The organism is Prosthecobacter sp., assembly GCF_049294395.1.
GTDB lineage: Bacteria > Verrucomicrobiota > Verrucomicrobiia > Verrucomicrobiales > Verrucomicrobiaceae > Prosthecobacter.
Genome location: NZ_JBAQCR010000217.1, coordinates 28,127 through 54,996, shown reverse-complemented (window position 1 = coordinate 54,996; position 26,870 = coordinate 28,127). Strand labels below are relative to the sequence as shown.

General features: G+C 60.2%; 23 protein-coding genes. 19 read left to right on the top strand and 4 right to left on the bottom strand.

All coding sequences use genetic code 11. The features are described 5' to 3' along the window. The first annotated feature begins 86 nt into the window (after positions 1-86). Entirely contained in the window at positions 87-1,430 is a 1,344-nt protein-coding gene (locus WAW39_RS15085) for a sulfatase (protein ID WP_422320028.1), read from the top strand. A gap of 96 nt (positions 1,431-1,526) precedes the next feature. Next, a complete protein-coding gene (locus WAW39_RS15080; protein ID WP_422320027.1) occupies positions 1,527-2,669 on the top strand; it encodes a cytochrome P450 in 1,143 nt (380 codons plus the stop codon). A gap of 4 nt (positions 2,670-2,673) precedes the next feature. Here WAW39_RS15080 and WAW39_RS15075 read toward each other — a convergent pair whose 3' ends face one another. Then, positions 2,674-3,147: a hypothetical protein gene (locus WAW39_RS15075; RefSeq protein WP_422320026.1), complete on the bottom strand. Its 474-nt coding sequence runs from the start codon at positions 3,145-3,147 to the stop codon at positions 2,674-2,676. Positions 3,148-3,260: 113 nt separating this feature from the next. On the opposite strand from WAW39_RS15075, the gene WAW39_RS15070 reads away from it, so the two are divergent. From WAW39_RS15070 to WAW39_RS15025, 10 genes are all read left to right on the top strand, one after another. Further along, on the top strand, positions 3,261-4,688 hold the full coding sequence (locus WAW39_RS15070; protein WP_422320025.1) for a sulfatase-like hydrolase/transferase: 1,428 nt from the start codon (positions 3,261-3,263) through the stop codon (positions 4,686-4,688). Between the two features lie 35 nt (positions 4,689-4,723). Further along, positions 4,724-6,154, top strand: a complete 1,431-nt coding sequence (locus WAW39_RS15065) for a sulfatase (RefSeq protein ID WP_422320024.1) — start codon at positions 4,724-4,726, stop codon at positions 6,152-6,154. 46 nt (positions 6,155-6,200) lie between these two features. Further along, complete coding sequence (locus tag WAW39_RS15060) at positions 6,201-7,598, top strand: sulfatase (protein ID WP_422320023.1); 1,398 nt, start codon at positions 6,201-6,203, stop codon at positions 7,596-7,598. Between the two features lie 23 nt (positions 7,599-7,621). Then, entirely contained in the window at positions 7,622-9,031 is a 1,410-nt protein-coding gene (locus tag WAW39_RS15055) for an arylsulfatase (RefSeq protein ID WP_422320022.1), read from the top strand. Next, positions 9,028-10,785, top strand: a complete 1,758-nt coding sequence (locus tag WAW39_RS15050) for a sulfatase (protein WP_422320021.1) — start codon at positions 9,028-9,030, stop codon at positions 10,783-10,785. Before WAW39_RS15055 ends, WAW39_RS15050 begins: the two co-directional genes overlap by 4 nt. Further along, a complete protein-coding gene (locus tag WAW39_RS15045) occupies positions 10,782-12,158 on the top strand; it encodes an arylsulfatase B (RefSeq protein WP_422320020.1) in 1,377 nt (458 codons plus the stop codon). Before WAW39_RS15050 ends, WAW39_RS15045 begins: the two co-directional genes overlap by 4 nt. A 4-nt stretch (positions 12,159-12,162) precedes the next feature. Continuing rightward, the gene (locus WAW39_RS15040; protein WP_422320019.1) at positions 12,163-13,557 is read left to right on the top strand and encodes a sulfatase; all 1,395 of its coding nucleotides are present in this window, start codon (positions 12,163-12,165) and stop codon (positions 13,555-13,557) included. Next, positions 13,554-15,446, top strand: coding sequence for a sulfatase (locus WAW39_RS15035; RefSeq protein WP_422320018.1), 1,893 nt, complete (start codon positions 13,554-13,556; stop codon positions 15,444-15,446). Before WAW39_RS15040 ends, WAW39_RS15035 begins: the two co-directional genes overlap by 4 nt. A gap of 43 nt (positions 15,447-15,489) precedes the next feature. Then, on the top strand, positions 15,490-16,059 hold the full coding sequence (locus WAW39_RS15030) for a hypothetical protein (RefSeq protein ID WP_422320017.1): 570 nt from the start codon (positions 15,490-15,492) through the stop codon (positions 16,057-16,059). A gap of 85 nt (positions 16,060-16,144) precedes the next feature. Then, the gene (locus WAW39_RS15025; RefSeq protein ID WP_422320016.1) at positions 16,145-17,023 is read left to right on the top strand and encodes a GH25 family lysozyme; all 879 of its coding nucleotides are present in this window, start codon (positions 16,145-16,147) and stop codon (positions 17,021-17,023) included. Here the strand turns inward: WAW39_RS15025 and WAW39_RS15020 are convergent, their stop codons facing one another. Beyond that, positions 17,024-17,917 carry a LysR substrate-binding domain-containing protein gene (locus tag WAW39_RS15020; RefSeq protein ID WP_422320015.1) on the bottom strand — a complete coding sequence of 298 codons (894 nt, stop codon included), beginning with the start codon at positions 17,915-17,917 and terminating at the stop codon, positions 17,024-17,026. A gap of 122 nt (positions 17,918-18,039) precedes the next feature. Here WAW39_RS15020 and WAW39_RS15015 point away from each other — a divergent pair, with 122 nt between their 5' ends. The 4 genes from WAW39_RS15015 (at position 18,040) to WAW39_RS15000 (ending at position 20,228) form a co-directional block, all read left to right on the top strand. Then, positions 18,040-18,411: a hypothetical protein gene (locus WAW39_RS15015; RefSeq protein WP_422320014.1), complete on the top strand. Its 372-nt coding sequence runs from the start codon at positions 18,040-18,042 to the stop codon at positions 18,409-18,411. 79 nt (positions 18,412-18,490) lie between these two features. After that, positions 18,491-19,096 (top strand): pyridoxamine 5'-phosphate oxidase family protein, encoded by a 606-nt coding sequence (locus WAW39_RS15010; RefSeq protein ID WP_422320013.1) that lies wholly within the window; start codon positions 18,491-18,493, stop codon positions 19,094-19,096. Further along, positions 19,093-19,518, top strand: coding sequence for a DUF1348 family protein (locus WAW39_RS15005; protein WP_422320012.1), 426 nt, complete (start codon positions 19,093-19,095; stop codon positions 19,516-19,518). The genes WAW39_RS15010 and WAW39_RS15005 overlap by 4 nt, the downstream gene beginning before the upstream one ends. Before the next feature lie 23 nt (positions 19,519-19,541). Further along, positions 19,542-20,228 carry an SDR family NAD(P)-dependent oxidoreductase gene (locus tag WAW39_RS15000; RefSeq protein WP_422320011.1) on the top strand — a complete coding sequence of 229 codons (687 nt, stop codon included), beginning with the start codon at positions 19,542-19,544 and terminating at the stop codon, positions 20,226-20,228. 1 nt (position 20,229) lies between these two features. On the opposite strand, the gene WAW39_RS14995 is transcribed toward WAW39_RS15000, so the two are convergent. Continuing rightward, complete coding sequence (locus tag WAW39_RS14995; RefSeq protein ID WP_422320010.1) at positions 20,230-21,162, bottom strand: VPGUxxT family thioredoxin-like (seleno)protein, type 2; 933 nt, start codon at positions 21,160-21,162, stop codon at positions 20,230-20,232. 73 nt (positions 21,163-21,235) lie between these two features. On the opposite strand from WAW39_RS14995, the gene WAW39_RS14990 reads away from it, so the two are divergent. The 3 genes from WAW39_RS14990 to WAW39_RS14980 all read left to right on the top strand — a co-directional run bounded on the left by WAW39_RS14990 (position 21,236) and on the right by WAW39_RS14980 (position 25,713). Beyond that, a complete protein-coding gene (locus WAW39_RS14990; RefSeq protein ID WP_422320009.1) occupies positions 21,236-22,630 on the top strand; it encodes a sulfatase in 1,395 nt (464 codons plus the stop codon). Between the two features lie 81 nt (positions 22,631-22,711). After that, positions 22,712-24,127: a sulfatase gene (locus tag WAW39_RS14985; protein WP_422320008.1), complete on the top strand. Its 1,416-nt coding sequence runs from the start codon at positions 22,712-22,714 to the stop codon at positions 24,125-24,127. Positions 24,128-24,195: 68 nt separating this feature from the next. Continuing rightward, positions 24,196-25,713 (top strand): arylsulfatase, encoded by a 1,518-nt coding sequence (locus tag WAW39_RS14980; protein ID WP_422320007.1) that lies wholly within the window; start codon positions 24,196-24,198, stop codon positions 25,711-25,713. Here the strand turns inward: WAW39_RS14980 and WAW39_RS14975 are convergent. Next, positions 25,710-26,813 (bottom strand): radical SAM protein, encoded by a 1,104-nt coding sequence (locus tag WAW39_RS14975; RefSeq protein ID WP_422320006.1) that lies wholly within the window; start codon positions 26,811-26,813, stop codon positions 25,710-25,712. The genes WAW39_RS14980 and WAW39_RS14975 overlap by 4 nt on opposite strands. Positions 26,814-26,870: the final 57 nt, after the last annotated feature.

The following is a 26,870-nucleotide window of genomic DNA, read 5'->3' as shown; positions in this document are numbered from 1 at the left end:
ATCAAGCTTTGGGCCTGCTTGTCATTGCGCCGCGATAAACTTGCCTTGCACTTCACCTCTCTGTTGGCTTTTGCCGCCGTCATCGATTGGATGCAGCCTTTCAAGAAGTTTTAAAACACTGCCTAGGTTACGCGGACATCGGCGTTCATGGCGGCAAAGTGGTGCCAACTCCGAACATCGATGCCCTCGCCGCCAGCGGCGTGCGCTGCACGAATGGATACGTCACTGCGCCATATTGCAGTCCCTCACGTGCGGGGTTTCTCACGGGCAAGTCGCAGACACGCTTCGGCCATGAGTTCAATCCGCATGTCGGTGATGAGGCCAAACTCGGCCTGCCGCTGGATCAGCGCACCATCGCCAACGTGCTGCACGATGCCGGCTACGCCACATCACTCATCGGCAAATGGCATCAGGGCTTTGATGTCGCGCATCATCCGCTGTCGCGTGGCTTCGATGAATTCCTTGGCTTCCTCGTCGGCGGGCACAACTTCCTGCTGCACAAGGACGCCGAGCCCGAGTTCGGCTCCGCGCATTCGCACAACATGATCTATCGCGGCCGCGAGCTGCAGCACCTCGACGGCTACACGACGGACCTGTTCACGAATGAAGCGCTCGGCTTCATGAACCGCAACGCGGCCAAGCCCTGGTTCCTCTACCTTGCCTACAACGCCGTGCACACACCGCTGGAGATCGCCGACAAACTCAAGGACCGCATTCCCGCCGATGTCACCGATCCGAATCGCCGAGGGTATCTCTCGCTCCTGCTGGGGCTTGACGACGACATCGGACGCATTAGTGCCGAACTCAAAGCGAAACACCCGAACACCCTCGTGTTCTTCTTCAGCGACAATGGCGGCTCCGGCAGGAAACCCTTCTTTGCCTACAACACCGGCCTCAACACCCCGCTGCGCGGCGACAAAGGCCAGACGCTCGAAGGCGGCATCCGCGTGCCATTCTTTGTGAGCTGGTCCGGCAAGCTGCCCGCTGGCAAAACCTACGACCAACCGGTCAGCGCCATGGACATCCTGCCCACGGCCTGCGCCGTCACCGGAGCACCGCAGCCCGACAGCGTCGAAGGCGTGAATCTCCTGCCCTATCTCAAAGGTGAAATCACCACCGCTCCACATGACACCCTCGCCTGGCGTTTCGGTCCGCAGAAGGCCATCCGCCAGGGAAACTGGAAACTCGTCGATGTGCGCGACATGGAGGCCAAAACCCAGTCCGGCTGGCAGCTCTACGATCTGAGCACCGACATCGGCGAACAGCACGACCTCGCCGCTGCGAAGCCCGAGCTCGTCACCAAACTGGCCAAAGCCTGGGACGAATGGAATGCCAAAAACATCGCGCCGCAGTGGCATGGTGCCATCAACGAAGATCCCACCGCACCGCAGAAGCCTGCGGCAAAAGCCGGGAGAGCGAAAAAGAAGTGAGCAAACGGCCTTAACACAGGCCGCAGGCATCATCCTACAAAGAGCAAACCTTGCGCTGTAAGCTTCCTGCATTCAGCGTTTGGTTCATCTCCTCCTATGCCCGCTTTCTCCGATCCTTTCCGCGAAGTCCGCACCACCACTGGCGTGCTAAAGTGCCCCTTTCATGGCGAAGACATCACCATGATCCTGCGCCACGAAGACGTGCGCAAGGCCGCCAAAGACTGGCAGACCTTCAGCTCGGACGCGCCCTTCCGTGTGCCGATCCCTTCGGAGGAGGCAGTGCGCACCATGCGTCAGCTTCCCATCGAGACCAATCCGCCGGAGCACACCGACTACCGCGCCATCGTGGAGCCGTTTTTCCAACGCTCCAAAGATCCCGCGATGATCGCGCAGGTGGAGGCATTGATGGACGGCATGCTCACGCAGGCGCTGAACCGCGACTCGATTGAGATCGTCAACGAGTTCGCGCTGCCCATCCAGTCACGCGCCCTGACCCACCTGCTCAACGTGCCAGCATCCGAAGGCGAAACCTGGATCGGCTGGGGCATTCATGTCTTCAAAGTCACCGGCGGTGAGTTTAAAAAGGGCAATGTGCTGGAGGATTACCTCCACGCGCAGTTCGACCGCGCTGAGGCTAATCCCGGCGCAGACTTCTTCAGCGCGCTCACGCAGGCGGAGTACCGCGGCCGCAAGCTCACGCGTGAAGAGATGATGGGCTTTGCGAATCTCGCCTTCGCCGGCGGACGTGACACCATCATCCATACCATCTCCTGCGCTCTGGGTTATCTGGCCGAACATCCCGAAGCCCTGGAATTTCTGCGCGAAGATCCCAAACGCATCACCCTCGCCAGCGAGGAGTTCTTCCGTGTCTTCATGCCGCTCACGCACATCGGCCGCGTCTGTCCCGCAGACACGGATGTGAATGGCATCACCGTCAAAGCCGGCGACCGCATCTCCCTCGCCTGGGCCTCCGCCAATTTCGACGCCAGCGCCTTCCCGGCACCCGAGGAAGTCCGCCTCGACCGCAAACCCAACCCGCATCTCTCCTTCGGCTTCGGCACCCATCTCTGCCTCGGCGCTCCCCATGCCCGCCTCATCCTCCGCACCCTGCTGCGTCTGTGCTGCGAACGCGTGAAGAGCATCACCATTCTCAAAGCCGTAGAACGTGTCGAACATGAAGCCAAATTCGACCGCACCCTCGGCTACAACTCGCTGACGGTGAAATTGGAGGCGCTCTAGAAACTCACCACCCGATCAGCCGCGTGATCGCAGCCCGCAGCGCGGTTTCGAGAATCACCGCCTCGGCATGCGTGACGGGAATCGTCACCTTCTTCACGCTTTTCGACGACGCGTCCTGGCGTGACATGCTCATGAAGTACGGTGCCTTCTGCGGATCATCGCGGAAGGTCAGCTCAAAGGCGCTGTTGGCCTTCTCAGACTGATGGAAAAGCTTCGCCTGTTCCTGCCGCCCCTGCAGCGTCGCCAGCACAGCGCCAAGGTCCGAAAGCCCCCATTTCATGGTGATCTTTTGCTCCCAGTCGAACTGCTTCTCCCCGCTCTGCGACGCCGCGTCCACAAACACAGCGCCCTTGCTGCGATTGAACTCGAAACGAATCACACCCCCGGTGCCGCGGCCGTTGGGTTTGTAGATGGCATATTCAGCGGACTGCTTGGTGGCAGCAGCAGTCGAGGAACCGGCGGTCGATTTCGAGGTCATGGCGCGAAAAACTAAAATGCCGCTCTTTGAATGACAAGCCTGCATGCTGAATCCGACACAGTTTTTGCTGAGATGTCATGACAGAGCCCTTCGTTACACGCGCACCACCCACCATGCATCGCGTCCCGGCCATTCTTGTTTTGTCATTCTTCAGCGTGCTCTCGTCATTCGCGGCGGAGCAGCGTCCGAATATCCTCTTCATTCTCACCGAGGATCAAGGCGCGCACATGGGCGCTCTGGGCACGACGGATGTCAAAACGCCTCACATGGATGCGCTGGCAGCCAGCGGTGCGTTGTTTCGCCGAGCCTATGTGGGATACCCCGTCTGTTCAGCATCAAAGGCCTGCATCATGACCGGCCTGCACTCGCACACGAACGGCCTGATCAACAACACCAACAACTTCTTCAAGCCTGCCTCCAAACTCACGGAGGCAGAGAAAAAAGCTCCGCCCTACCTGCACACCCGCATCCGTTCCCAGGGCAAGACGATGGTCGAGGTGCTCGCTGCGCAGGGCTATCACACCGCAGTGTGCGGAAAGCTCCACATCGCTCCGAATGAACGCTTTCCCTACAATGACTTCATCCCGAAGGCTGGCTCCAAGCAAGCCCTCACCGCAGTCATCAAACGCTCCGCAGGCAGGCCGTGGTTCCTGCTTCACAACAGCACGACCTTTACGCATCGGCCCTTTGTGAACAGCGAGAAGCAGCCCATCACCATCGACCCCGCAAAGGTGAAACTGCCCGCGCATCTGCCGGACACAACCGTCGCACGCCGTGACTGGGCCGAGTATCTCGATGGTGTGCAGCACAACGACCAGGTCGTTGGCGAGGTCATGGCCACGCTGCGGGAGTCCGGTCAGGAAGCAAACACCCTCGTCATCTTCATGGGCGATCACGGCCCGGCCTACCAGCATGGCAAGATGACACCATTTCATCTGGGCCTGCACATTCCGCTCGTCATTCGCCTTCCCCGATGCAAACCGCTCGTGAGCGATGCATTGGTCAGTGAGCTCGACCTCTTGCCCACCCTGCTGGATCTGCTCGGAATTCAGTATGATTCACCACTCCACGGCATCAGCCTCAGACCCCTGCTTGAAGCCAAGCCAGACGCCAAAGGCCATGACTTCATCTTCAGTGAGGTCTCCGGCCGCTCCTTGAACCAGCAGCGCGGCATGGAGGAGCGCAGTGTGATCGACGCCACTCATCAGCTCATCGTCCGCAGCCATCTCGATGAGCCCAAGGTCATCAATGCCGACCTCCGTGACATGAAACCCTGGATCAATCGCATCTACGGCGAGACCGTGCGCGTCAAAGCCCAGTTTCCCGAAGCCTATCGCATCCTGCAGGAAATGGACCCGCACGCCCTGGGAGGAATACCCCCGCTGATCGAGCTCTACGATCTCCAAAGCGATCCCGACGAACTCCACAACCTGGCTCCAGATCCCACGCAGCGCGCGCACCTCGAACGTCTCTATGCCGCCCTCAAACAATGGCACACAGACACCCAGGACAACACCATGATTCTGCCGTCGCTGCCTTGAAGATCATTTTTGTTTCTTTCACATCTCTCCAAACCATGAAAGCCCCGCTCCTCGCCCTGCTTGCGTTCACCTTTGCCACTTCCCTCTTCGCGGAGACAAAACCCAACATCGTCTTCATCCTGGCCGATGATCTTGGTCAGATGGACATCGGCGCATTCAACCCGAAGACGTTTTATGAAACGCCGAACATCGACGGGCTGGCGAAGCGCGGGATGAAGTTCACGCAGGGCTATGCAGCCTGCTGCGTGTGCTCGCCCACGCGAGGCAGTCTCATGACCGGGAAGTATCCGCCGCGCTTTGGCATCACCAATTTCATTCCTGGAGGTCGTGCGGGCAAACTGCTGCCAGCGCCGAATGCAGGTCAGCTGCCGCTGGCGGAGGTCACCATTGCGGAATCTCTGCGCGATGCGGGTTATGAGACGTTCTTTGCAGGCAAGTGGCACCTGGGCGGCGCGGGCTTCATGCCGCGTGACCAAGGCTTCACTCACGACGAAAGCGAGGGCACCGGGCCGAAGGGTGGCAAGGGCAAAAAGCAGGACGATCCGAAGAACACCGACAGCATCACCGATGCGGCGGTGAAGTTCATCGAGGCCAACAAAGAAAAGCCCTTCTACGCCTACCTGCCCTACAACGCACCGCATGTGCCCATCGGCGCACGCGCCGACCTCGTAGCGAAGTGGCAGGAAAAGGCGAAACAGGCACCTGCGGATGCCTGGGGCCAGGAGCGGGCGAATCAGGTGCGCCTCGTGCAGAACAATCCGGTCTATGCCGCGATGCTGGAGCAGTTTGACACGGCCATTGGCCGCGTGCTCACCACTCTGGAGAAGAACGGACTCATGGAGAAAACAATCGTCGTCTTCATGTCTGACAACGGCGGCCTCGCCACTGCGGAGGGACATCCCACCTCGAATCTGCCGCTGCGTGCCGGCAAAGGCTGGCCCTATGAAGGCGGCGTGCGCGAGCCGATGATCGTCGTGGCTCCCGGCGTGACCAAGCCGGACACAACCTGCGACTCACCCGTCATCAGCACCGATTTTTATCCCACTCTGCTGCAACTTGGAGGCCAGCCGTTGAAACCCGAGCAGCATCTCGATGGCGTTAGTTTCCTACCCTTGCTGAAAGGCGAGTCCGCCGCTCGTGGCAAGCCGCTCTTCTGGCACTATCCGCACTATGCCAATCAAGGCGGCCCGCCATGCACCACCATCCGCGATGGCGACTGGAAACTCATCGAGTGGCATGAGGACGGCGCGCTGGAGCTTTACAACATCCCGCAGGACATCGGCGAAAAGAACAATCTGGCCTCTGCACAGCCTGAGAAGGTGAAAGAGCTGCATGCGAAGCTCATCGCCTGGCGCAAAGAAGTTGGCGCACTGATGCCGACGCCCAATCCGAACTTTGATCCAAACGCGAAGCAAGAAACCGTAGCACCAAAAAAGGCGAAGAAGAAAAAGCAGGCGGCACCCTGATGCGCATTTGTTGAGATGTTGCCTCAAAATCTTTCGTTACCGGCTCATGTCCAACCTGACCCTGACATTGTTCGCTGCGGCTTTCCTGAGCCTGCCGCTTTTTGGCGCTGAAAAGCCAAACATCGTCGTCTTCATCTCGGATGATCACAGCATGCTGGACTCCGAGCCCTACGGGTCCACGGACATTCGCACGCCGAACATGGCCAAGCTGGCCGCCGAGGGCATGAAGTTCACCCACGCTTTTGTTGCCTCGCCAGCCTGCGGGCCGAGCCGCACCACGCTCTGCACCGGACTTTGGCCGGCACGCAATGGCGCGGAGCCAAATCACAAGGCGAAGAATCCTGATGTGCGCTCGCCACCTCCGGTGCTTCACGCGTTGGGCTATGAGGTGGCGGCCTTTGGCAAGGTGGCCCATGGAAACTACGGCAAGGATCACGGCTTCGATGTTCTGGGCGGCCAGCAGCAGGGCGACATCGACACCGTGGAAGTCGGCAAATTCCTGGCCAACCGCGATGCATCGAAACCGCTCTGCCTCTTCTTTGGCACCCATCATCCGCATGTGCCCTGGGGGGAGAATGCAGGCTACGATGCTTCCAAGCTAAAACTGCCACCCACGCATGTGGACACAGCAGGCACCCGCGAACAACGCGCCCGCTACTGCTCGGACATCACGCGTGCCGACACTCTGCTGGGGGAACTTCGCGCGCTGGCCAAGGACAAGGTGCCGGGAGACACGCTCTTCATCTACACCGCCGACCACGGTGCGCAGTGGCCCTTCGCCAAATGGAACCTCTACGATGCCGGCATCCGCATCCCCTTCATTGCCGCATGGCCCGGCCATTTGCAGCCCGCCTCGACCAATGACGCCATGATTTCCTGGCCGGACCTGCTGCCCACTTTCATCGAACTCGGCGGCGGCACCGTGCCGGAGGGCATCGATGGCAAATCCTTTGCCAATGTTCTGCGCGGCACAGCCACGACGCACCGGGAAAAAATCTTCACCACCCACAGCGGCGATGGCGACTTCAATGTCTATCCCATCCGCAGCGTTCGCACCCGTGATTGGAAATACATCCGCAATCTGCATCCCGAGTTTCAGCATCACACTCACATCTCGCGTTCCAGCAACGTGACCAGCGGGTTCAACTACTGGCAGAGCTGGCTCACTGCGGCCGAAAGCAATCCTGCGGCAGCGGCTGTCTTGAAACGCTACTCCGTGCGTCCGGCGGAAGAGCTTTACGATTTGAAGAACGATCCCCTTGAACTGCACAACCTCGCCGCTGACCCCGCACAGGCTGGGCGCCTGTGTGAAATGCGCACCGACGTGGACACCTGGATGCAGCAGCAGGGAGACAAGCAGACCGTTTTCGGCAAGCCGCTGCTGATCGGCGAACCCGTCACCATGGTCGATCCCGGCGCTGGCAAAAAGAAGAAGGCCAAATGACTGCGCATTTTTATTCTCCTCCCATGAAAATCATCACACTCCTCTTTTCGTCGTTGCTCCTTTTGGCATCGTCATTCGCTGCAGAGAAACAGCCCAACATCGTCTTCCTGCTCATCGACGATCTCGGCTACGCCGACTGCGGCTTCAATGGCGGCAAAGACATCCACACGCCGAACATCGACAAGCTCGCGGCGGGGGGCACGGTGCTGGAGTCGCTCTATGTGCAGCCCGTCTGCTCGCCCACGCGTTCCGCGCTGATGACGGGTCGCTACGCCACGCACACAGGCGTTTACACCATCGTGCGTCCGCATGCGACCTGGGGCCTGCCCCTTGCTGAGCGCACGCTGGCCAATGCGCTGCACGATGCCGGTTACGCCACCGCCATCACCGGCAAATGGCACCTCGGCGAATTCGAGCCCGCCTACCTGCCCACCGCACGCGGCTTTGACCATCACTATGGCCACTACTTCGGCATGCTGGGCTACTTCACCCACCTGCGCGGCCAGGATCTCGACTGGTATCGCGACGGCAAACAAATCAAAGAGGAAGGCTACACCACTCATCTTCTCTCTCGCGAAGCCTGCCGCATCATCTCGGAGAAGGACAAAACCAAGCCCCTCTTCCTCTACGTCCCGTTCAATGGTGTACACTCGCCGCACGAAGTGCCGGATGAGTACCTCAAGCCCTATGTCGAGCTGAAAGGTGCACGCCAGAAACTCGCCGGCATGCTCTCCGCCGTGGACGAGGCGATCGGACAGATCGTCGCCGCATTGGAAACCACCGGCCAGCGTGAGAACACGCTCATCATCTTCTCCACCGACAACGGCGGCCCGCCTCCCGGCAGCAACACACCCCTGCGCGCCTTCAAAGGCAGCATTTACGAAGGCGGCGTGCGCGGCTGCGCCTTTGCCAACTGGCCCGGTCACATCCCCGCAGGCAAACGTCTCAAGGAACCCATGCACACCGTGGATTGGTATCCCACCCTCGTGAAGCTCGCTGGTGGATCGCTGGAGCAAAAGACTGCATTGGATGGCAAGGATGTGTGGCCCATGCTCACGCAAGGTGCCCCCTCTCCGCACGATGCCATCCTCTGCGTGCAGTCTCCCACTGTGGCTGCACTGCGCATGGGCGACTGGAAGCTCGTCATGAACGGCAGCGATGCCGACAGCGAAGAAACCCCCGCAGGTAGTGCCAAAGGGAAGGGCAAAGGTAAGAAGGGCAAGCCCAAGAACGCTGAGTCCGGTGAAACTCTTGCCCTCTACAACCTCGCAACAGACATTGGCGAAAAGGAAAACCTTGCTGCCAAAGAGCCTGAACGCACTGCCACCATGCGTGCGCGCCTGGCCGAGTTTCTCAAAGACGCCGTGATCCCCGGCCAGGTGGGCCACGAGGCCACCGCCTTGATTGAACAGCCGAAGAAAAAACGCCCATGAAGCACCTGCTCATCTGTCTTTGGAGTTTCGGCAGTCTCGCAGTCACTTCTCATGCCGAGACGAAACCCAACATCATCGTCATCTACACGGATGATCACGGCTTTGCTGATCTCGGCATTCGTGGTGTTGAAAAGGACGTGAAAACGCCACATCTCGATGCGCTGGCGCGCAGCGGCGTCATCGCTAAAAACGGTTACAGCACCGCGCCGCAGTGCGTGCCTTCGCGCGGCGGATTGATGACGGGGAAGTTTCAGGGACGCTTCAATCTCGACAACAACGGCTCCACGCTGGACGGCTTCAACAAGGAGACCACCATCGCCACGCGACTGCAGAACGCAGGCTACACCACGGCGCAGTTTGGCAAGTGGCACCTCGGCCCGCAAAGCGAGATCACAAAGCATGGTTTCAAGCATGTGTATTCGCAGCACGGGCAGCAGAGGTTCTCCGCCAACATCACGCTGGAGGGCAAAGACAGGCCGATGGGTGACCTGCCGCCGTCGCTTTACCATGTCGATGGCTGTGCGAAGGCCGCGGCGGCGATCATCGAGCGCTACAAGGAGCAGCCCTTCTTTCTTTACATCGCCTTCCGCGCCCCACACACGCCGCTGGATGCGCCGCAGTCGTACAAAGACCGCTTCCCCGGCGCGATGCCTGAGCGCCGCCGCGCCGCGCTGGGCATGCTGGCCGCGGTGGATGATGGCGTGGGGCTCGTCACGAGCACGCTGAAGAAAAACGGCCTCTCCGAAAAAACGCTGATCTTCTTCATCGGCGACAACGGCGCACCGCTCAAGATTCACAAGACCGACTCACCGCTGGAAGGCGATGCCGGCGGCTGGGATGGCAGCCTGAACACACCGCTCAATGGTGAAAAAGGCATGCTGGCCGAGGGCGGCATGCATGTGCCGTTTCTCATCGCATGGCCCGGCACGATTCCCGGTGGCCAGACCTATGAGCACTCCGTGAGCGCGCTGGATGTCGCCGCCACGGCGGCAGCTATGGCGGACATTGCCGTGAAGCCAGGCGATCTTGATGGCGTGAACCTCATCCCTTATCTCAAAGGCGAGATCGCCACAGCACCACATGAAGCGCTGATGTGGCGCTGGATGGCCCAGAGCGCCATCCGCGAGGGGAACTGGAAACTCCTGCGCGGCGGGGAGCGTGAGTATCTCTATGATCTGGCCACCGATCTGGAAGAGAAGCGCACCCTCGCCTCACAGCATCCCGACATCGCCGCACGCCTCCGCGCGAAGCTCACGGCTTGGTGCGCGGAACTCAATCCGCCAGGACTCGCACTTGGCCCGATGTCTCCCGTTTGGAATGATTATTTTGATTTCTACCTCGAAGGCAAACCCGCACCGAAACATGAGGCCGAACCCAACACCAGCGCCACACACGGCTGGCTGGCCCGGGGTGGCAGTCTTATCGAGAAGAACGGTGTGCTCGTGCTGACCCCGGACAAAGCCGGCAAAGGCACCTTCATCACCCGCAGCCATCTTAAACTCGCTGGACCTGTTACGGCTACGATGACATTTAAAACGGCTGTGTCCGGCCAGGGTGCCATCGCTTGGCGCATGGATGGAGACAAAGACTTCCTCCCAAAGAACCGCGCGCCGTTTGAAGTGAAAGCGAGCGAGGACTGGCAGACGCGTGAAGTTCAAATTCCTGGCAAAGGCCGTGTCATTCACGTGCGATTGCACCTGCCAGCCGGCAACACTGAGTTTCGCACGATTGACCTCCAACCCGCTTCGCGATGACAAGAATTTTGCTCTGCTTCCTTGCCTTTTGTCCTGCGCTCTTTTCTGCCAGTCCGCCGGACATTGTCTTCCTGCTCGCCGATGATCTGGGCAATGCGGACGTCGGCTGGCATGGCAGCGACATCAGGACACCGAACCTCGACAAGCTTGCGGCAGACGGCGCGAAGCTGGAGCACTTCTATGTGCTGCCGGTGTGCACGCCGACGCGCGTGGCCTTCCTCACGGGGCGCTATCCGATTCGCTCGGGCATGCAGCTGAACGTGCTGCGGCAGCAGTCCAAATACGGCATGCCCTTGGACGAGCGCACCGTCGCCAATGCGCTGCACGATGCCGGCTACACCACGGCGATCTGCGGCAAGTGGCACGTGGGCCACTTTGACAAGGCGTACTGGCCGAATGCGCGCGGCTTTGATCACTCACTGGGTCATCTGGAGGGCATCGATTACTTCACGCATCACAACTACTTCAAAAACGGCGAGCTGGACTGGCGGCGCAATGGCGAGGATGTGGTGGAGGAAGGCTATGCGACCACACTGGAGGCCAATGAAGCCGCTGCAGTGATCCGGCGACAACCGAAGGACAAGCCGCTCTTCCTATATGTACCCTTCACGGGCGTGCATGGGCCGCTGCAGCCCCCCAGCAAGGAAGCCGCGGCCGCGTATCAACCCGCGATGAACGAACAGCGCGCCACTCTGGCCGCCACGATGACGGCGGTCGATGAAGGCTGCGGCAGGATCTTTGCCGCACTCGATGAAACGGGGCGGCGGGAAAACACGCTCATCGTTTTCTGCAGTGACAACGGCGGTATGCCGCCGGGGCGCAATCTGCCCTACCGGGCCTTCAAATCATCGCTGTACGAAGGCGGCATCCGCTCACCCGCACTCGCCGCTTGGCCGGGACACATCAAGCCCGGCACCATCATCACCGAACCTCTTCACATGGTCGATCTCTTCCCCACCTTTGTGAAGCTCGCCGGTGGCAGTCTGGAGCAAAAGCTGCCGCTTGATGGTCGCGACATCATGCCTGTGCTCACCGAAGGCAAACCCTCGCCGCACGAGGACATCCTGCTCAATGCCATCACGGCAAATGACGGTGCCATCCGCATGGGCGACTGGAAGCTGATCCTCAATGGCAACGACGGCGTCACGCCGTCCGTCGATCTGGCCACCGGCGAACGCAAAAAGGACGGCAGGAAGACAAAGAAAGAAAGGCGCAGCGAACCCAAGGCGGAACTCTTCAATTTGCGCGATGATCCCGGTGAAACCAAAGACCTCGCCGCCGCACAGCCCGAGAAAGTCAAAGAACTGCGGCAGCGCTATGATGCCTATTTGAAGGCGGCGGTGAAGCCCCTGCAGTTTCAAAACAGGAAGTAAATCCATGAACCGGCTTCTGCTCATCCTCCTTTTACTGAACGCGTCACTCCATGCGTCGCAGCCGAATGTGCTCTTCATTATCGTCGATGATCTGACGACCACACTCTCCTGTTACGGCAATACGCACGTCCATACACCAGCCATGGATGCGCTGGCGGCACGCGGTGTACGATTCGACCATGCCTACACGCAGTTTGCGCTGTGCAATCCCTCCCGCTGCTCGTTTCTGACTGGCTGCTATCCGGAGAAAACGGGCGTGATGGATCTCACGACGAGCCTGCGCAAAGCACTGCCGAATGTGGTGACGCTGCCGCAGCATTTCAAAGATCACGGCTATGTCACCGGACGTGTGGGCAAGGTCTTCCATGTGGCTGATCCGAAGACGAAGCTGGATGTGGAACTTGGCCCCGCCCTGCACAAAGACAGCGAAATCCTCGTCGAGGCCAAGGCAGAGAACGACCCTGATGACAAGCCGCGCGCCAAGGCCAAGGGTGAAGGCTACAACCGCACTTTCGCTGCTTCAGCGCGACCGGCGGCCGATTTCACGGACTACCAGATCGCCGATGATGCCATCGCCACACTCGATGCATTCAAAGCGAAGCCGTTTTTTCTCGCCGTCGGCTTCATCCGGCCACACACGCCCTATGTGGCGCCGAAAGCGTTCTTCGACTCCATCGACAAGACCCAGCTCACGCTGCCGCAGTTTTATCGCGCAGACGGAGAAGTGCTCACGCACCTGCCCAAATCGTCGCTGCGGCCCAACAACAACGTTTTTCGCTATGTGGACCCGACGCAAGACGAAGCCCGTGATGCGCTGCAGGCCTACCTGGCCGCCACGAGCTTTGTGGATTCGCAGATCGGCCGTGTGCTGGCCAGGCTCGATGAATTGAAACTCACGGATAACACCGTCGTCGTCCTCACCGGCGACCATGGCTATCAACTCGGGGAGCATGGCCTGTGGGCGAAGCAGACGTTGTTTGAAGGTGCGAATCACGTCCCGCTGCTCATCGCCGCGCCCGGCGTGAAGCCCGGATCACGTGCGGGACTTGCGGAACAGGTCGACATCTACCCAACACTCTGCGATCTCGCCGGACTGCCAAAGCCCAAGCATCTTCAAGGGCGCAGTCTCAAGCCAATGCTCGATGACCCCGCCGCCAAGAGCCGCCAGACTGCCATCAGCACAATGGTGGCACCGCACACGAAGTTGACCGGACATAGCGTGCGCACAGATGCCTTCCGCTACATCGTCTGGGAGCAGAACGGCGGCGAACTGCTCTACGACCTCCGCAATGACCCCGACGAACTTCACAACCTCGCTGCTCAACCCGCGCAAGCTGAGCGTATGAACCGCATGCGCGAGCGACTCGCGGCACATTTGAAAGCCGTCTCTGCACCATGAAGCTTTTTCTCCTCAGCACATTCCTTTCCCTTTTCGCCGCTCTGCCAGCGTCATTTTCGGCGCAGCCCAATGTGATCATCATCCTGGCCGATGACCTCGGCTGGAGTGATACGACGCTCTACGGCACGACGAAGTTTTACCAGACACCGAATATGGAGCGTCTGGCGAAGCGTGGCATGACCTTCACGCGGGCGTATTCGGCGAGTCCACTGTGTTCGCCTACGCGTTCAGCCCTTCTCACGGGGCTGAGCCCGGCACGAACAGGCATCACCGTGCCCAACTGCCACATGCCGCAGGTGGTGATGGAGGCGACGGTGGCCAAGAAGGGGCCGCCGAATCAGAAGGTGGTGCAGCCGGGCCCGCCAACACGATTGAAGACCGAGTATCGAACGCTGGCGGAGACGCTGCACGATGCGGGCTATGCCACTGGGCATTTTGGCAAATGGCATCTTGGCCCGGAACCTTTCTCCCCTTTGCAGCAGGGGTTTGATGTGGATGTGCCGCATCATCCAGGACCAGGACCGGCTGGCAGCTACGTGGCGCCGTGGAAGTTTGCGGATTTTGACGCGGATCCCGACGTGCCGGACCAGCACATCGAGGACCGCATGGCGAAGGAGGCGGTGAAATTCATAGAGCAGCACAGGGGCGGGCCGTTTTACCTGAACTACTGGATGTTCAGCGTGCACGCGCCGTTTGATGCGAAGAAGGCGCTCATTGAGAAATACCGCAGCCGCGTGAATCCCGCTGATCCGCAGCACAGCCCGACGTATGCCGCGATGGTTGAGAGCATGGACGACGCTGTGGGAACACTGCTGGATACGCTGGACCGCCTCAAAATCGCGGACAACACCATCATCATTTTCACCGCTGACAATGGTGGCAACATGTATGACAAGGTGGACGACACGACTCCCACCAGCAATGCGCCGCTGCGCGGTGGCAAGGCCTGTTTGTTTGAAGGTGGCACGCGTGTGCCGGGCATTGTCGTCTGGCCCGGCATCACCAAGACAGGGGCACGCAACGATGCACTGGTGCAGAGTGAGGATTATTATCCCACACTGCTCGAAGGTTTGTCGATCAAGTCAGCACCTGAGCAACGCTTTGACGGCAGTAGCATCCTGCCTGCGCTGAAAGGCGGCGAACTGCCGGGCAAGGCGGTCTTCCAGTACTTCCCGCACTATGGCACCGTGCCGGACTGGCTCCCGCCTGCGGTGTCTGTGCATCGCGATGACTGGAAGCTCATCCGTATCTTTCACGGCGGTGAGAACGGCGCTCATCGGCATCTGCTGTTTAATTTGAAGGACGATCTCGGCGAGAAGAACAATCTCGCCACGCAGAAACCGGAACTCGTGGCGGAGCTGGACGCGCTGATTGAAACCTTTCTCAAGGACACGCATGCCGTGGTGCCGGTGGTGAATCCGGCTTTTGATCCCAAGCAATACCACCCTGAACTTGAGGGCAAACAGCAGCCGAAGGCCAGGGCGAAAGCACCGGCCAAAGATGACAGCGATCCCGCCCTGCAAGGCTGGAAGGCCCGCGACTGCAAAGCGGTGGTGAAGGACGGCATCGTGCGTGTGACGAACATTGGCTTTGAATGCTTCCTCGGCTTCGGTGCCGGCAAGCACAGCGGTCCCAGCACCGCGACCTTCCGCATCAAGGCCAAACCCGGCACCTCGCACTTCGATTGGCTGCCCGGTGGCGGCAAGGCTGAACGCGCGCCCTTCACCCTGATAGGCGGCGACTGGCAGGAGATCACTGTTCAAATCCCCGCCATGGGTCCTCTGGGCATCGTGCGTCTTTATCTGCCCATGCAGGAGCAGCCCGTCGAGATTGATTGGATCGAGCTTCGATCCGAGAACGACGGCAAAGTGACGCGGACGGAGTTTTGAATGAAATGCTTGCCTCTGCACCACTCAAAGATCAAAAGACGACATGGGTCTCGATAGCGTTGAACTTGTGATGGCATTTGAGGAGGTTTTTCAGATTTCGATCTCGGATCAGGAAGCTGAAAGGATGCGTACTCCTCGGGATGTGATCGATTGCATCACTGCGAAGCTGGATGCGAAAGTGGGATGCCCCGCCGTCGTGATTCGGGCTAAAGAGGAGACTGCATGGGTACAACTAACCCATGCTCTGCAAAGTTTGGGCGTCATGGATGGAGAGGTCGGCAGAGATCAAAAACTGGATGATGTTTTTGCAGATCGGAGCTCGCGCCAGCAGCGGTGGCGGCAGCTTAAAGAACAGCTCGATGTCAAAGCATGGCCACGTCTTCGTTGGTTCGGGCTGAGCACGGACTTTCCCTCCAACCTCAAAACACTCGGGGACTTGTCTGAGTGGATGTCGCACCACCATCTGCTGCGCCTCACCGAAGATGAGCGCCAGGCTTTGACACAGGGAGACATCGCCTTGCTCGTCAAACACATCATTCTCGATCAGCTTGGGCTGCAGGAAGAAAAGTACGGCGAGGACAAAAAGTTTATCGAAGACCTGGGATTGGATTGAATTCCGTGCAGGCCATCATCCAAAAACAGCACTGAACTTTGAAACGGCTCCTTGCGCCTGAGCAGCCGGAGTGAATCATTCGCCAATGAAACACTTTCTGCTGCCGCTTCTCCTTGCCCTTGCCAGTTGTACCACTCCGCAGTCAGGCGGCACGCCGGGGAGTCTGCCGCCATCCTCTTGGGGCATGCCGCAGATCATCAATGTCTCGGCTTATGATCCGAAGGAGAAGCAGCGGGCAGGCCAGGGCTACTCGGAGCACGATGTGTCTGCGCTGCGGGCGAACGGGGCCAGCGGCTTGATCGCGCGGGCGGGCAAGGGCGGGAATCTGGATGAGAAGTGCAGGAACTTCCTTGCCGCAGCGGATCGCTCCGGGATGCTACCGGGAGTTTACTATCGCCTGCAAAATCACGTGGATGCGGTGGCACAGGCGGATCAATTCTGCGCACGTGCGCATTCGCTGGCACGGGGTCGGGCATGGAATGCACCGGCGCTGCTGCTGTGCGCTGATTTTGATGCGAACTCGCGGCTCTCGGACGTTCTGCGGTTCATGGACCGGGTGGAATCGCGCACGGGTGTGGTGCCGGTGGCGTATCTGGAAAACAGCACGCATCTGAAGCAGCTCCTCAGCAGCGCTGATCCGGCCACCAAAGCGAAGCTGCGCCGCATGCCCTACTGGCTGGCGCTCTATGCGCACGACAGTGGTGCGGGGCCGGTGTATCCGGCACCTGGAAATCCGAGGGGGCTGCTGCATCAATACCAGGTGTGGTCTGACTGGACGCTGTGGCAGTACGGTGGTGTGGACTGGGGACATGGCCGCTCACAGCCGAAGGTGTACAATCACGGCCTGCACCGCAACAGCCTCTACTTTGGCAATCTCGACCGGCCGGTGGAGCGCAATGTGTTCAACGGCTCGCATGCGGCACTGCAGTCCTTCTGGCAGCAGCATGGCCTGCGGCTGCATTGATCAGCGCAGTTTCACTGCGACCTGCTTCAGTGCCTCGACCAAGGCACGCGTTGCGGTGGAGGCGCGGCCTTTCTGCCAGAGGACGATGAAGTCCCAGCGAGCCCTCTCATCGCTGACGGGCACAAAGGTGACACCGGGATGCTGCAGCTTTTCAAAGTAGCCGGGCAGCAGCGTCACTCCTGACTCGGAGACGACTTGTGAGAGCACATTCGTGATGCCATCCACGACGACGGCGAAGCGCGGTTTGAACCCGGCGGTTTTGCACAGAGCAGTCACCCAGCGATTTCGCCCGGGCACCTGGTCTTCATCCACGCCAATGAAGTCCCGACCCTTCAGCTCTTTGAGCGCGATGCTTTTCCGCGCCGCGATGGCATCATCGTCCGACACCGCCACGCAGACATGGAGCGAGCAGAGTTTGGCGCTGTGAAATTCACGTGCCGCCATCACTCCTTCCTGGCCGATGAGCGCGAGATCGAGCTCTCCGGCACGCAGGCCGTCGAGCTGCTCGCGCGGGGACATGTCGTGCAGTTTCAGCTTCACTTCCGGGTGGGACTTGCGCAGCTTTGCCAGTGCCGGGGTGAGCATGCTCTGCGCTGCGGAAAGCAGATAGCCCACGCGCAGCTCGGAGCGCTCTCCACGTGCCTGTCGGCGCAGCTCGGCCAATGCTTCATCATAGCTGGCGACCAGAGGGCTCATGGATTTCACCAGGGCATGGCCAAGACCCGTGGGCTTCACGCCGCTCGTTTCGCGCTCCAGCAGCTTGCCGCCGAGTTCATTTTCCAAAGCCTGCATCTGGCGGCTCAGCGCGGGCTGGGTGATCCGCAGCCGCACAGCGGCGCGGTTGACGCTGCCTTCTTCGATCACGGTGAGCAGGGCTCGGATGCGGTCCATCATGCCGCAGAGGTTATGCACATCCGGCATAACGGCAACTGCCAACCGGCATTACCCGCAGCCTCACCGGCGCGGCAGTGTCCGCTTGCTCACTCAAGAGCTCATCAACCCAAACACACCCTCCCATGAAACTCGCAATCATCATCACCTCTGATCCTAAAAACGGCGAAGAAGCCCTTGGCCGTGCTTTCAATGCCCTTGCTCTTGCGGCGGAGGCCCAGGAAAAGAACGACGAAGTCAGTGTCGTGTTCGCCGGCACCGGCGTGCGCTGGCCTGCCGAATTCTCGAAGCCAACGCATCCGGCCCATGGCCTCTACAATGCCGTGCGTCCCGCCATCACTGGTGCCTCCTGCGGCTGTGCCACCGTGTTTGGTACGACGAAGGAAGTCGAAGCCTGCGGTTTGCCAGAGATCAAAGATTTCGCGCTGGCCGGCACACCCGGATTTGCCAGCATCCGCCGCTATCTCGCCGAAGGCTGGCAGACGCTCGTATTCTAAAAAGCATCCGGCAATCTTCCTCATCGTCAGCAACCCTTCGCTTCCTCATCGTCAGCAACCCTTCGCTCCCTCCTCGACTATGGCCGACCGATTCATGCACACCGTGCTCACGCCTGCCGTGTTCGAGGCGGAGCGTCATTACTATGGGCGGACCTATCCCGCCTTTGACACCACGCCCGAGCGTGATGCGCTCACGGCCGGAGAAGCCGCTTTCATCACGGAACGTGACTCGTTCTACATGGCCACCATCACGGAAAATGGCTGGCCGTATCTCCAGCATCGCGGCGGGACGAAGGGCTTTCTGCGCGTCACCGGACCGAACGAACTCATGTTTGCCGATCACGGTGGCAACCGCCAGATGATCAGCGTGGGCAGCCTGGCGAAGAATGACCGCGTGAGCCTCTTCCTCATGGACTACCCGGCGCGGGAGCGATTGAAGATCCTTGGTCATGCACGGGTCCTGGATGCGCGGGAGCATCCGGATCTGGTCGCCAAGACCGCGCCGCCCGGAGGTCACGCGGCGAAGGTGGAGCGCATCTTTGTGATCGACGTTTTATCCTACGACTGGAACTGCCCCAAATTCATCACGCCGCGCTTCACTGCTGCGGAAGTACAAGACGCCGTGGCGCCGCTGAAGGCGCGCATTGCCGAACTCGAATCCCAGCTCAAACTGCAAACACCATGAACCCACGCCCACCCCTGCCACCCTTCACCGAAGAAACAGCGATCAAGAAAGTCCAGGCCGCCGAAGACGCCTGGAACAGCCGCGATCCCGAACGCGTCTCGCTGGCCTACACACCCGACACGGAATGGCGCAACCGCGATGTCTTTCTCAATGGCCGCGCCGAAGTCGTCGAGTTCTTGAAAAAGAAGTGGGCCAGGGAGCATGACTACCGCCTCAAGAAAACGCTCTGGGCTTTCACGGGAAACCGCATCGCCGTGCGCTTTGAGTACGAGTGGCATGACGAGGCCGGTCAGTGGTGGCGCAGCCATGGCAATGAAAACTGGGAGTTTGATGAGAACGGCTACATGGCCAGGCGCTATGCCAGCATCAACGACCAACCGATCCGCGAGGAGGAGCGTAAGTTCCGCTGGGAACGGGCCTGAGGGTTCGTGCCCTTCACCTCTCTATGAAGCCTGTCATTCTCATCACCGGAGCCACGCGTGGCATTGGATTCGCTGCAGCCAGGCAGTTGGCCGCACGCGGCGCGAAAGTCATCATCGCCAGTCGCGATGGCAAGCGGGCCGCCGAGGCCGCTGTACTGGTGGGCGATGGTGCCTGCGGCGTGGCTCTGGACATCACGGATCAGGCGAGCGTGGAAGCTGCGGTGAAACAAATCGAGCAGCAGTTTGGCCGGCTCGATGTGCTGGCCAACAACTCTGCCATCCTGCTGGATCACTATCAAAGTCTGCTCCAACTCAAGCCCGAGATGCTGCTGGAAACGCTGAATACGAATGTCGTCGGCACGCTGCGGGCGTGTCAGGCGTTTGCGCCGCTGCTCGCCAAATCCAGTGCGCCGCGTATCATCAATGTTTCCAGTGGTGCGGGGCAGCTGGATGGTGAGCCGCAGTCCTGGGCGCCGGCTTATTGCATCAGCAAGACCGCGCTCAACATGCTCACGCAGCAGCTTACCGCCGCATTGCCAGACGTGATGGTGAACAGCATGTGCCCCGGCTGGTGCCGCACGGAGATGGGCGGCAGTGAGGCACCACGCACACCGGATGAAGGCGCGGATACGCTGACATGGCTGGCACTGGATGCGCCCCATGCGCTGCGCGGGAAGTTCGTGAAGGATCGTGCGGTGATTTCCTGGTGATTCATCTTCCGAGCTGCGCGTGCTGCGAGGGTGTGAGAAAGCTGGCCGCCTTTGCCGCATCACTGCGGATCCACGCATTCACCTTGGTGGCCTGAGCTGGAGAAAGCGTCAGCTTTTCTGCTGTAGTGCCTCTGAGCTGCCTTTTCTGATCGTCTGCGGGGGCGGTGCGGTAGCCGGAGATCTTACCGACCTTGAGCCGTGAGGTCGTGGCGCTGAGGAGATCCGCTGCGGGCACATAGGCAGCATTCGAGCATTCCACCTTGTCCGCTGCTGCGATCAACTGCGGCAGTGAAATGACCGCCGGGTCATAGTTGACCAGCGTGACCTCATGTCCGGCCATGAAACCAGCTTCGGTGGTGATCACGCCTTCAATCTGACCCAGCGCCATCTCGCCGGTCCAGAAGCAGTACATGGCAAACACGGCCTGCTTGAGCCGTAGCGAGTGCTCCGCGGCCAGCAGTGTCAGGTAGGCGGGCACCGGCCTTTTCGCCTGCGTCAGTGTCGCGATCATGCGCTCCGCGATGCCGCCGGCATCCCAGACCTGGTCTTTGCGCGGGATGATGTCCTCCGCTTGATCATTGAGGAAGCGCACCACCTGGTAGTTCCACGCCGGTTCGCCAAAGCGCTGCATCACTTCCGCGTCTCTGCCGCCCTTGTTGTTGTGAATCAGCAGGGGGGTGAACTCGTTCTCCACGGCCTCGACCAGCAACGGATTGGACATCACATCGCGGCCAAACTGCTTGCAGCCCGCGCAGCCGGGGATCTCCTGAAACAGGGCAAAGACCGGTTTTCCTGTCTGAGCACTGGAGGCCAGCGCCGTTTCCAGAATCCGGCTCCAGCGCACCTTTCCAGCCTCCTCGGGCTGTGCGGGGGTGCTGGCGGTGCAGGACAGTGAAGGCAGCATGAGGGCGAGGGCAAAAAAGGCAGGCTTCATGACCATGGGAGGTGGAAGCCCGGCGAATATTTCACGAAAGACTTGGGCCCACCAACGTTTGAGGGCGCTGTTTATGAAAACACGCGCACTCCTCTTCCTGGTAATGGCACCGCTTGTTTCAGGTCAGGCAGCCACTGCGCCGAAGACCAATGTGCTGCTGATCGTGATTTATGATCAGAACGGTTTCGCGGGCCGCACGGATATTGCATCGCAGGCAGTGACGCCGCAGCTGGATCGTTTTGCGAAAAGTGGGATGACCTTTGCCAATGCACAGTGCGCTGCGCCGGTGTGCAATCCTTCGCGCACGGCCTTTCTGTCCGGCCTGCGCCCCTCCACCACGGGCATCTATGACAACAGCCAGGACTCTTTGCCAAAAGATCATCTTCTGATGCGCTCGATCTCGCTGCCGACGTACTTCCGCGATCAGGGCTATCACCTCGCGGGCGCAGGCAAAGTTTTCAGCTCCGCCATCGCCGCTGCTGCAGGCAAGCGCATCTGGGCTGAGAGCATCGAGCTGGGCCGCAAGGCCAAGAAACATGCTCCGGCACCCCCGGAAGGCGAGGGCATGAATGCCATCGGCAAACATGCATGGGGCCCGCTCTACAAGAGCAAGGAGGAGATGGAGGATTGGAAGCTGGCCGGATGGGCGGCGGAGTTTTTGACGAAGCCGCATGAGGTGCCCTTCTTCCTGGCCTGCGGTATCGTGAAGCCGCACACGCCCTGGTATGTGCCGCAGGAGTACTTCGATCTCTTTCCACCTCAAAGCATCACCGTGCCTGATCTGGCTGCCGATGAAAGCGCAGGCTTGCCGGAGTCCGTGCGTGAAAAAACGCACAAGACCGAGGCGGAGCTGATTCAGCGGCGCAAGGAACTGCTCTCGGCCTATCTCGCCTCCTCACGCTATGCGGACGATTGTGTGGGCCGCATTCTGAAGGGCCTCACCGACGGCCCAAACCGTGAGCACACGATCGTCGTGATCTGCGGCGACAATGGCTATGAATTCGGCGAAAAGCACAACTGGTCCAAGGGCAGCCTGCGCGAGGGCTCAGCCCATGTGCCCTTGATCATCGCGGGGCCAGGGATTGCCGCGCAGCAGACCTGCATGCATCCGGTCAGCCTGCTGGATCTCTACCCCACGCTGGTGGAGCTGGCCGGACTGCCCGCCAAATCTGGCCTCGATGGCGTGAGCCTCATGCCATTGCTCAAAAATCCTGCGGTGGCTTGGGATCGTCCCGCACTCACCACCGCTGGCTTCAAAAATCACGCGCTGCGCAACGACCGCTGGCGCTACATCCGTTATGCAGACGGTGAGGAGGAGTTGTATGACCACACCGCTGATCCTCTGGAGCGCAGCAACCTCGCCAACAAGCCGGAATCTGCCAAAATCAAATCCGAACTGCAGCAGTGGCTGCCAAAGCATGATGAGCCGCGCAATCCGGACTCGACGGGTGGCAAGGGGGAGGACTGAGACACTGAGCGCATGATCGCCATGATGCGAAAGAGTACCGATCTGGCTTCGTGAAGTACACGCCGCAGCCCCACCACGCACATGAAGACTCCTCTCATCACTCTGCTTTCCCTCCTCGTCTTTTTGATTTCGTCCTTGGCCGCGAAGCAGCCCAACGTGATCATCATCCTCGCGGATGATCTCGGCTATGGCGATCTCGGCTGCTATGGGCATACGCAGATCAAAACGCCTAACCTGGACCGCATGGCGGAGGAGGGTGCCAGGCTCACGCAGTTCAACTGTCCGGCATCCTTTTGCGCACCCACGCGCGCCGCGCTGATGACAGGACGTTATCCGTTTCGCTGTGGCATGACGGCGAATCCCGCGCCGGATGGCGGACCGGTGGCAGATGCGCTGCATCTGCCTGAGAAGGAGGTCACGCTGGCGCAGGTGCTGAAATCCTCCGGTTATGCCACAGGCATGGTGGGCAAATGGCATCTCGGCCACAAGGCGGGCTTTCTGCCCACGGAGCGCGGCTTTGATGAGTATTACGGCATCCCGTACTCGAATGACATGCGGCCCGTGCAGGTGCTGGAAAACACGCAGGTCATCGAATACCCCGTGGTGCAGGCCACGCTGACGCGGCGCTACACGGAGCGCGCACTGGGCTTCATCGAACGCAGTAAGGACCGGCCCTTCTTTCTCTACCTCGCGGAAGCGATGCCGCACAAGCCGCTCGCGGCCTCCGAAGCGTTCTACAAAAAGAGCGGCGCAGGACTTTATGGGGATGCCGTGGCAGAGCTCGACTGGAGTGTAGGCCAGGTGCTGGCGAAACTGAAAGAGCTGGGATTGGATGAAAACACGCTCGTGCTTTTCAGCAGTGACAACGGTGCTTGGTTCGGCGGCAGCACCGGAGGACTGCGCGGCATGAAGGGCTCGCAGTGGGAAGGCGGCTATCGCGTGCCGATGATCGCACGCTGGCCCGGCAAGATTCCAGCCGGACATCTGAGCGATCAAATGGCGATCACGATGGACCTGTTTGCCACGGTCCTGGAGGTAACGGGAGCCAAAATGCCGGATGAGCGCGTGCTGGATGGCCGCAGCATCATGCCGCTTTTCACCAGCGCTGCCAAGTCACCGCACGAGCACCTCTTTGGACACTTCAACTCCAAGCTGGCCAACATCCGCGATGCACGCTGGAAGCTGCACGTGCTGCCAGCCACGCAGTTGAAGCTCAAACCCGGCTCAGATGGCAGGTGGCTCGATCCTCGCGCGCCAGATGGAGTGACGATTCTCGCGCCTTACGAGCAGTACAACATTGACGCTTTTCCCGGCCTCAACACGGGCGATGCCGCAGCCAAGATGCAGCTCTTTGATCTGCAAAACGACCCCGGTGAGCAGCATGATGTGGCCGCACAGCATCCCGACGAAGTGAAACGGCTCATGGCCGCCTATGAGGCGATGAACAAGGACGTTCCTGTCATCGAAGAGGTGAAACGCACGCCATACAAAAAGTAGTGCCCGTAATATCTGACCGCATTGCGTTGAAAGAGCGTCGCTTGATCCGCGTCCTCACACTCCCGACCATGAAACTCGCCCTGACCCTTCTTTTTGTCCTGACCCTGCATGCCTTCGCGGATCTCGCGGGCGGCAAGCCAAACATCATTCTCATCATGACGGATGATCAGGGTTACGCTCAACTTGCATGTCATGGGCATCCCTGGCTGAAGACACCGAACATCGATGCGCTTCACGCCCAGAGCCTGCGCTTCACCCGCTTCCTCGTCAGCCCCACGTGCTCGCCCACACGCAGTGCCATCATGACAGGCCGGCATGATCTCAAAAACGGCATCACGCACACCATTCTGGAGCGCGAGCGCATGACGCTGAATGCCACCATCCTGCCACAGGTGCTCAAAACGGCGGGCTACACCTCCGGCATCTTCGGCAAATGGCACCTCGGCGATGAAGAAGCCTATCAGCCGAACAAGCGCGGCTTTGACGAGGCCTTCATCCACGGCGCAGGCGGCATCGGCCAGGCCTATCCCTGCTCCTGTGCGGATGCGCCGGACAACACGTACATGGACCCCGTGATCCGTCACAATGGCAGCTTTGTGAAGACGCACGGTTTCTGCACAGATGTCTTCTTCACCGCCGCACTCGGCTGGATGAAGCAGCAGAAGGACAGCGGCAAGCCGTTCTTCACTTATCTGACCACCAACGCTCCGCACGGCCCGTACATCGCGCCGGAGAAGAATGCGAAACGCTTCACCGATCTCGGCTTCGGCAAGGATCAGGCCGGATTCTATGGCATGATCGAAAACATCGACGAAAACATGGGCCGCCTCGCGGAGAAGCTGAAGGAGTGGGATCTGTACAAAAACACCGTCGTCATCTTCATGTCTGACAACGGCACCACAGGTGGCGGCTCAGGCGTTCCCGGCAAGGACCTCGCCACCGGCTATCCGTTCTTCAACGGCGATCAAGTAGGTCTGAAAGGCTCCACCGATGAAGGCGGTGTGCGCGTGCCGTTCTTCATCCGCTGGGATGGACATATCAATGCTGGGCGTGACATCAGCACCGTCGCCGCACACATTGATCTGCTGCCCACCTTTGCCGCGCTGGCTGGTGCTGAGCTGCCGAAGAACCAGGTGGAAGGCCGCAGCCTGCTGCCGCTGATTGAGGGCAAGGCCGACAAGTGGGAGGATCGCTTCCTCTTCACGCATGTGGCCCGCTGGCCCACGGGCACAGAGCCAAACACGCAGGAATTTCTCAACTACGGCGTGCGCAACCAGCGCTTCCGCTACGTGGGTCCGCGTGGAGGTGCTGGCAATCCAAAGAAGAAACAACAAGCCGCCGCCAAGCCCACGAAAGGCGCGCTTTACGATCTCGAAGCCGATCCCTATCAGAAGACCGATGTCAGCGCTGACTACCCTGAAGTGGTGCAAAAAATGAGCGCCGCCTATGACAGCTACTGGAAGGAAGCACGCCCGCTCATGGTGAATGAAAACGCACCCATGTCGCCAACAAAGCCTTACTGGGAGCTTTATGAAAATCAGCTCAAGTCCGGTGGCATCCCCGACTGGACGCCCCCTTCGCTTTAGCAGAGCACCGCGCTGCCCTGCCGCGGCTGATACACACAGGCCGGATCTTCCGCAAAAGGATCTCCCGTCACGCCATAAGCGCGTGCCCGGGAGCCGCCGCAGACGGTGCGGAACTCGCAGCGCCCGCATTTGCCGCCCAGTGCATCGTTGTCGCGTAGCGAGACGAAGAGCGGATGATGCCGGTAGATCTCTGCAGGGTGCTCGTCGCGCACGTTGCCGCAGTCAAAGGGCAGGAAGCCGCTGGGAGACACCACGCCGGTGTGGGAGATGAACATCACCCCGCGCCCATCGCGGATTCCAAGCGGTGAGCGCATGCCGGGGCGCTGCCTGCCACCGGCACCATGCTTTTGAATCAGCACGCGGCGGAAGTGGTGGCCCTCCGTGGTTTTGATGGCGAAGGGAGCCTTGCCAACGAGCGAGGCCATGTCTTGAAACACGTGTTCGATGTCCAAGGGGTCCGGCAGATCCGCAATGCCGGCACGACCGGTCGGCACCAGCAGGAAGACGCTCCACATGGCGGGCTTCAGCTCAAACATGAGCTTCTTGAAGGCCTCATACTCACGCAGATTGCCGCGCGTGAGCGTGGTGTTGATCTGCACGCTTAGATCTGCCGCATGGGCTCGATGCACCGCCGCGATGGTGCGGTCAAAGGTGCCCTTCACACCGCGAAAGGCATCGTGCGTCTCGCGTGAGGCACCGTCCAGACTTAGCGAGATGCGCTCGACGCCCGCCGCTTTGATCTCCGCAAAATCCGCATTCATGAGCCGCGCCGTCGCCGAAGGGCTCAGGCCCACATGCAGCCCGGCAGCCGTCGCCTCTCGCACGAGGTCCAGCGCATCCGTGCGCATTAGCGGATCACCGCCGGTGAGAATGAGCATGGGTGGATTCAGCTCCGCGAGCTGGCGGATCAGCCGGCTAGATTCCTCACGATTCAGTTCATCGGGATGACGATGCGACTGCGCCTCGGCACGGCAGTGCTGGCACGCCAGCGCACAGGCCCGCGTGATCTCCCAAAAGACGAGAAAGGGACGTTCATCAAAGCCGTCATAGGCCATCGAGGCCACCTTGGACCACTCGGGATTCATCAGCGCAGGGTTCATGCGTGAGACTAACGGGAGGAGGACGTTGCAGTCCTTTCTATGCGTGGGGAATGTTGT